This is a genomic window from Streptomyces albus subsp. chlorinus (assembly GCF_013302895.1).
GTDB lineage: Bacteria > Actinomycetota > Actinomycetes > Streptomycetales > Streptomycetaceae > Streptomyces > Streptomyces chlorinus.
This window is the reverse complement of the sequence record NZ_VJOK01000001.1, coordinates 1,889,669-1,896,812: the sequence shown is the minus strand read 5'-3', so window position 1 is coordinate 1,896,812 and position 7,144 is coordinate 1,889,669. Positions and strand designations below refer to the sequence as shown.

At 73.5% G+C, this 7,144-nt stretch carries 6 protein-coding genes; 2 read left to right on the top strand and 4 right to left on the bottom strand.

Annotated features, from left to right (window positions below):
• Positions 1-94 precede the first annotated feature (94 nt).
• On the bottom strand, positions 95-976 hold the full coding sequence (locus FM076_RS08565; protein WP_173869323.1) for a GNAT family N-acetyltransferase: 882 nt from the start codon (positions 974-976) through the stop codon (positions 95-97).
• Positions 977-986: 10 nt separating this feature from the next.
• Positions 987-2,162 (bottom strand): quinolinate synthase NadA, encoded by a 1,176-nt coding sequence (nadA, locus tag FM076_RS08560; RefSeq protein ID WP_173869322.1) that lies wholly within the window; start codon positions 2,160-2,162, stop codon positions 987-989.
• A gap of 260 nt (positions 2,163-2,422) precedes the next feature.
• On the opposite strand from nadA, the gene erpA reads away from it, so the two are divergent.
• Positions 2,423-2,776, top strand: coding sequence for an iron-sulfur cluster insertion protein ErpA (erpA, locus tag FM076_RS08555; protein ID WP_016468530.1), 354 nt, complete (start codon positions 2,423-2,425; stop codon positions 2,774-2,776).
• 117 nt (positions 2,777-2,893) lie between these two features.
• Here the strand turns inward: erpA and FM076_RS08550 are convergent, their stop codons facing one another.
• Entirely contained in the window at positions 2,894-4,336 is a 1,443-nt protein-coding gene (locus FM076_RS08550) for a hypothetical protein (protein ID WP_173869321.1), read from the bottom strand.
• A 265-nt stretch (positions 4,337-4,601) separates the two neighbouring features.
• Here FM076_RS08550 and FM076_RS08545 point away from each other — a divergent pair, with 265 nt between their 5' ends.
• A complete protein-coding gene (locus FM076_RS08545; protein WP_173869320.1) occupies positions 4,602-5,576 on the top strand; it encodes a PfkB family carbohydrate kinase in 975 nt (324 codons plus the stop codon).
• Between the two features lie 74 nt (positions 5,577-5,650).
• On the opposite strand, the gene FM076_RS08540 is transcribed toward FM076_RS08545, so the two are convergent.
• Entirely contained in the window at positions 5,651-7,024 is a 1,374-nt protein-coding gene (locus FM076_RS08540; RefSeq protein WP_173869319.1) for an aminotransferase class V-fold PLP-dependent enzyme, read from the bottom strand.
• Positions 7,025-7,144: the final 120 nt, after the last annotated feature.

The window sequence follows — 7,144 nt, the reverse complement described above, 5'->3', positions numbered from 1 at the left end:
CCCTGGTCGTCCCCGGGCGGTCCAGGGCCGGTCGACGGGAACGGGCGGCGGAACCGGCCGGCGGGAACGGGCGGCGGGAACGGGCGGGCCGGGGTCAGAGGAAGGCGCCCGAGGGGATGTAGGGCGTCGGGGGCCGCATGCCGCGGAAGCAGACGAAGCCCTCGGCGCGCAGTTCCAGCCCGGCGCGCAGCCCCACGTCGACGGCCCACTGCTGCTCGGCGGTCACGTCCTGGACCTCCACGACGGTGCCCTCCTCGGCTCCCAGGAGCGCGGCGGTCAGCACGCGGGTGGCCAGCCGCCGCGAGGTGGCGCCCAGCAGGGCGACCTTGCCGTCGTCGTCGAGGTAGCAGTATCCGCTTCCGGCGAGGTCGTCGGCGACGACGAGCCGGTGGTGGCGCATGAGGTACGCGTGGTCGGGCCCGTGGGCGCCGCCGCGCAGCCGGCGGTCGATGGAGTCGAGCAGGTCCCTGTCCCGCCGGGTGCCCGCGACCGCCGGGCCGTCCGGGGTGCCGAGCCGGTCCCGGTCGACGGCGCCGCGCATCCGGATGGTGGGGTGCAGTGCGAAGCCGGCCTGCCGGTACACCCGGGCGGCGGCGGGGTGCCGTGAGCAGCAGATGATGCCGCGCAGACAGCCGCGTCCGTACTCCAGGGTGCGCTGGAGCAGGGCGCGGCCGACGCCCTTGCCCTGGGTCCCGGGGAGGACGACAAGGAGCGCGAGGCCCCAGGTGCCCTCCCGGATGTGGGACTGGGCGGCGCCCACCGCCTGTCCCGTGCCGTCCTCGGCCAGCCAGCTGCCGGCCGGGTCGTGCCGCACGATGTGCCGGATCCTCTCCCGGGTGCGCGCGGCGCGGGCGGCGGTGGGAGGGGCCTGCGGGGTGTCGCCCTTGAGGGCGTGCGAGGCCCCGAACGCCGCCTCGGCCAGCTTCCGTACGGTCTCGGCGTCCTCTTCCGTGTCCCTGACAGGTCGCAGCAGCATTCGCCGCAGGCTACGGCAGGGCGAGCATCCGCTCCAGGGCGAGCTTGGCGTACCGCTCGGTCTCGGCGTCGACCTGGATGCGGTTGACCACCGTCCCCCCGGCCAGCGACTCCAGGGCCCACACCAGGTGGGGCAGGTCGATGCGGTTCATCGTCGAGCAGAAGCAGACGGTGCGGTCGAGGAAGACGATCTCCTTGCCGTCCGCGGCGAAGCGGCCGGCAAGACGCTTGACGAGGTTCAGCTCCGTGCCGACGGCCCACTTGGAGCCGGGCGGGGCCGCTTCGAGGGTTTTGATGATGTACTCCGTCGAGCCCACCTGGTCGGCGGCGGAGACCACCTCGTGCTTGCACTCGGGGTGGACCAGCACGGTGACGCCGGGGATGCGCTCGCGCACCTCGTTGACCGAGTCCAGCGAGAAGCGGCCGTGCACCGAGCAGTGGCCGCGCCACAGGATCATCCGCGCGTCGCGGAGCTGCCGCGGGGTCAGGCCGCCGTGCGGCTTGTGCGGGTTGTAGACGACGCAGTCCTCCAGCGTCATGCCCAGGTCCCGTACGGCGGTGTTGCGGCCGAGGTGCTGGTCGGGCAGGAAGAGCACCCGCCGGCCCTCGCCGAAGGCCCACTCCAGGGCCCGCTTGGCGTTGGAGGAGGTGCAGATGGTGCCGCCGTGCCGGCCGGTGAACGCCTTGATGTCGGCGGAGGAGTTCATGTACGAGACGGGGACGGTGCCCTCGGCCGCTCCCGCCTCGGTGAGCACGTCCCAGCACTCGGCGACCTGTTCGGCGGTGGCCATGTCGGCCATGGAGCAGCCGGCGGCCAGGTCGGGGAGGACGACCTGCTGGGCGTCGGAGGTGAGGATGTCGGCCGACTCGGCCATGAAGTGCACGCCGCAGAAGACGATGTACTCCGCGTCCGGGCGGGCCGCGGCCTGACGGGCCAGCTTGAAGGAGTCGCCGGTCACATCGGCGAACTGGATCACCTCGTCGCGCTGGTAGTGGTGACCGAGCACGAAGACCCGGTCGCCGAGCTTCTCCTTGGCGGCGCGGGCGCGGGCCACCAGGTCCGGGTCGGAGGGGGAGGGCAGGTCTCCGGGGCACTCGACCCCGCGTTCGCTCCTCGGGTCGGCCTCGCGGCCGAGCAGCAGCAGGGCGAGCGGGGTCGGCTGGACGTCCAGCGGCTGGGCATTCACGGGACCAGCCCTTTCTGTAGCTCAGTAGCGTCGTCTGGTGCCACTCGGAAGTCGCGCCGGAGAGGCTTTTCGTCTAAGTGACGCTATCTATCATAGCCGCTTCACGTCACTTTGACGATGGGCGCTCGCGTCGATGTGACGCATTCCCGATCGAACCGGGGGTGTGCGAGCATGAAGTGACCACTCCTGGAATGAATCCGGGATGCCGTCGGTTGAGCCGACGGTAAGAGAGCAGTCCGTACAACCCGGGAGAGAAGCAGATGTCCGTTTCGGACGAGACCGCTGTAAGCGAGGGCATCATCCTGTCCGACGCCGCCGCCGCGAAGGTCAAGAGCCTGCTGGAGCAGGAGGGCCGCGACGACCTGGCGTTGCGCGTCGCCGTCCAGCCGGGTGGCTGCTCCGGCCTGCGGTACCAGCTCTTCTTCGACGAGCGCTCGCTCGACGGCGACGTGGTCAAGGAGTTCGACGGCGTCAAGGTCGTCACCGACCGGATGAGCGCCCCCTACCTCGGCGGTGCCTCCATCGACTTCGTCGACACCATCGAGAAGCAGGGCTTCACCATCGACAACCCGAACGCCACCGGCTCCTGCGCCTGCGGCGACTCGTTCAACTGATCCGGCCGGCCGCCCCGGGCGGGCGGCCGGGCAGGGCGTGACGAGGGCGGCGGACTCCCCCCACCAGGAGTCCGCCGCCCTCGTCGTCCCCGGGGCCGCGGCAGCGCCGCGACCGGCTCATGCGCGCGGCAGCTTCTCGCCGTCGCGGGCGTCCACCACCTTGCGGCCGCCCAGCTTCCCGTCGAGCTCCACCTTCGCGGTCTGCCGCTTGGCGATTTTCACGCAGACCTTCTTGTCCTTGTCCTTCGGCTCGGCGTCGACCTTCACCTTCACCCTGGAGCCGGACTCCTCGGCGGTGGCCTGGTACGTGTCGCACACGCCGCCCCAGAACCGCACCGTCAGGGTGCGCCCGTCGACCGTGTACGACTCGATCGCCTGTGCGGTCCCGGGCCCCTTGCCGCCCGTGCCGAGCCGGCCGCCGGACTCCTCGCCCGCGTCCTTGCCGGGCCGCTCCTGCGGGCTCCTGCCGGGCTTCTTCCCCGGCTGACCGGGGTGGTGCCCCGAGGTCGCGGACGGCTTGAGGTACTCCGGGTCGACCGCCGGGTGGGTGACCTCCATGTCACCGCCGCCGGGCCGCTTCACCTCGTAGATCCACGCCGGGACGAGCAGCGGCTCGCCCTGCGAACGCTCCAGCGACAGCCCGAACGTGGCGCCGCCGATGGTGGTCGGCCCGTTCCGGGAGCCGCCCTCACCGCGGCCGCCGCGCGCCTGGCTCGCCTTGTTCAGCTGGTCGAGCGTCGCGGTGGCGCTCAGCACGGGGTACGCCTCACCCTTCCGGGTCTGGTTCCAACTGCCCTGCGCCCGGCTGATCGAGCCCTTCCCGTCCACGACGAAGGTGCTGTCCCAGCCGTGCGTCGGCAGGCCGTCCACCTTCGGGGAGGCGGTCACCGTGCGGGTGCCGCCGACGGACGAACCGGCCTGGAGCGAGGCGTCCTGGAGGCCGAGGGCGCGCAGCACCGGACGGACCGCGTCCTTCGCCTTCTTCTCGGAGAGCGGCTTGCCGCCCGGCGCCGGGTCCGGCTCGGGGCGGGCGTCGGCGTCCAGCGGCACGGTCCCGCCGTTCTGGTACGTCCAGGCGCCGCCGTCGGCACCGCGCTCGGCGGTCAGCCGCGGACCCCGCGCCCCGGGGCCGCCGCCGGCCCGCCAGCGGCCGTCCTCCGCCTGCACCCCGCCCCTGATCCGGAGTGCCTCGGCCAGCTCGGCCGCCTGCTTCCTGCTCACGTCGTGGCCGGTCCTGCGGACGGCGGCCCGGTCGGGGCCGTGCGGCAGGTCGCCCTCGGCGCGGTAGCCGCGCGGGCCCATCGGCTCCCCGGGGGCGATGCCCTCGCCGCTGTCGTGCGCGGACGCCGCGGTGCCGTCCAGTGTCAGCTTCGGCGGCCGGGAGCCGGCGGCCGCGCTGCCCGAGCCGTCCGTGCCGTCCAAAGAGGCGGTGGAAGCCCAGTACGCGCCGCCCCCGCCGGCCGCCAGGACGGCCACGGCCACGGCGACGACGGCCGGCCGCCGTCGCCTGCTCCGGGGCGCCGGCCGGTCCTCGGTCTGGGGGGGCTGGTCTGTACTCACCGAAAACTCCTTTGGCTCCGCGTGTGAGAGGTCTCCCTCTGCCCGCCCCCCGCGTACGGGGGACGTGGGTGGGACGGAGCGGGGGAACGGACGGTTCCCGTGCTCCCGGGCCCGACGGGACCCGGCGGACGGGGCGATTCCTGGCGATTTGGGGTGATTGTGTCCTGTTCGGCTTCGGAGTCCCAGCGGGTAGCGTTACGAGCGCCTTTCCTCCGTGCGCTGGGCGTACGGGGGTACCCGATGTCTCTCAGGAGCAGAATTCGTCGTGCGTATCGCAGTCTGCGGCTCCATCGCAAACGACCACCTGATGACCTTCCCGGGGCGCTTCTCCGACCAACTGGTCGCCGACCAGTTGCACACGGTCTCGCTCTCCTTCCTCGTCGACCGGCTCGACATCCGCCGCGGCGGCGTCGGCGCCAACATCGCCTTCGGCATGGGCCAGCTCGGGGTCCGGCCGATCCTCGTCGGCGCGGCGGGGGAGGACTTCGACGAGTACCGCGCCTGGCTCGAGCGCCACGGGGTGGACACCGAGTCCGTCCGCATCTCCGAGGTCGCGCACACGGCACGATTCGTCTGCACCACCGACGCCGACAACAACCAGATCGGCTCCTTCTACACCGGCGCGATGAGCGAGGCCCGGCTCATCGAACTCCAGCACGTCGCCGACCGGGTCGGCGGCCTCGACCTCGTCCTCATCGGCGCCGACGACCCCGAGGGCATGCTCCGCCACACCGAGGAGTGCCGCACCCGCGGCATCCCCTTCGCCGCCGACTACTCCCAGCAGATCGCGCGCATGGACGGCGAGGGCATCCGGCAGCTGACCGAGGGCGCCACCTACCTCTTCTCGAACGAGTACGAGAAGGAACTCATCGAGAACAAGACCGGCTGGAGCGACGAGGAGGTCCTCCAGAAGGTCGGCACCCGCGTCACGACGCTCGGCAAGAAGGGGGCGCGCATCGACCGCGCGGGGCACGAGCCCATCGTCGTCGGTGTCGCCGAGGAGCGGGAGAAGGCCGACCCCACGGGCGTCGGCGACGCCTTCCGCGCGGGCTTCCTGTCCGGACTGGCCTGGGGCGTCAGCCTGGAGCGGGCGGCGCAGGTCGGGTGCATGCTGGCCACCCTCGTCGTCGAGACGATCGGCACCCAGGAGTACGAACTGCGGCGCGTCCACTTCATGGAGCGCTTCACCAAGGCCTACGGCCACGACGCCGCCACCGAGGTCCAGGCCCACCTGAACTGAGCGTCTCCCCGCCCGTCCGGGCCCCGCACCAGGTGCCCGCGGCCCGGACGGCGGCGGGCACCCCGCGCGACGCGTCAGCCGGCGACCCGGCGCACCCGGAAGACGGTGCCCTCGGCCCCCTCGAACGCGTGCCCCGTCATCTCGCACCAGGCGGGGATGTCGAGGCGGGCGGCCTCGTCGTCGGCGAGCACCCGCACGGTTCCGCCCACGGGCACCTGGTCGATGACCTTGGCCAGCTCGATCACCGGCAGGGGGCACAGCTTGCCCCGCGCGTCCACGGTCAGCTCCGCCTCCTCGCCGCCGCCCTGGACGGGGGCGCCCGGCGCTCCCAGGTGCGCCCGCACCCGCTCCACGACGCCGGGCAGGGCGCCGAGGAAGCGCTCCACGTCCTCCTCGGACGTCCCCGGCGGCAGCGACACCCGTACGTTGCCCTCCGAGAGCACACCCATGGCCCGCAGCACGTGGCTCGGCGTCAGGGTGCTGGAGGTGCACGAGGAGCCGGACGAGACGGAGAAACCGGCGGCGTCCAGCGCGTGCAGCAGCGCCTCGCCGTCCACGTACAGGCAGGAGAACGTCACCAGGTGCGGCAGCCGGTGCACGGGGTCGCCGACGACCTCGGTGTCGGGGACCAGCGCGGGCACCCGCGCCCTGATCGTCTCGACGAGGGCCCGCAGCCGGGCTGCCTCGGCGTCCGCCTCGGCGCGCACCGCCCGCAGGGACGCCGCCGCGGCGACGACGGCCGGGATGTTCTCGAAGCCGGGTGCGTGGCCGGACTCGCGCTCGTCCGCCGGTCCTGGCGGCGCGAACCGCACGCCCGTGCGGACGGCCAGCAGGCCCACCCCCGCGGGACCGCCCCACTTGTGGGCGCTCCCGGTCAGCAGCGCCCACCTGCCCGGCACCGGCCCCCAGGGCAGCGACTGGGCCGCGTCCACCAGCAGCGGGACGTCCGCCCGTGCGCAGTGGTCCGCGGCCTCCTCCACCGGCTGGAGCGTGCCGACCTCGTGGTTGGCGGACTGGAGACAGGCCAGCGCGCAGTCCGTGTCGAGCGCCTCCCCCCACTCCTGTGCGTCCACCCGCCCCGAACGGGCGACACCCACCTCCCGGACGGTCCCGCCCGCCCGTTCGTGCGCCTGGGCCGCGTGCAGGACGGCGGAGTGCTCCACGGCCGAGACCACCAGCCGCCGCCCGGCCCGGCGCCGGCCCGCCAGCGCGCCCGCGATCCCGGTGTGCAGGGCGTGCGTGCCCGACGCGGTGAAGTACAGCTCGTCCGGGCGGCATCCGACGGACTCGGCCGCGCTCTCCCGCGCCGCGTCCAGCAGCATCCGCGCCCGCCTGCCCTCGCGGTGCACCCGCGCGGGATCGGCCCAGCCCTCGTCCAGCGACGCCAGCAGCGCCTGCCGGGCGACGGGGTGGAGCGGAAGCGAGGAGGCGGCATCGAAATAGGACACACTTGTACGCTACCGCCCCGCCCGTAGGGCCCGAACTGCCCTCCGCGGCGCCCCGGCTCCCCGGAAGGAACCGGGCCGCACGGCGTCAGTTCCGGTGCGCCGAGGCGGTATCCGGCCCCA

Bases quoted from the DNA above. Each gene is read 5' to 3' on its own strand.
- FM076_RS08565 (WP_173869323.1), bottom strand. From the start codon at position 976: ATGCTGCTGCGACCTGTCAGGGACACGGAAGAGGACGCCGAGACCGTA.
- erpA (WP_016468530.1), top strand. From the start codon at position 2,423: ATGTCCGTTTCGGACGAGACCGCTGTAAGCGAGGGCATCATCCTGTCC.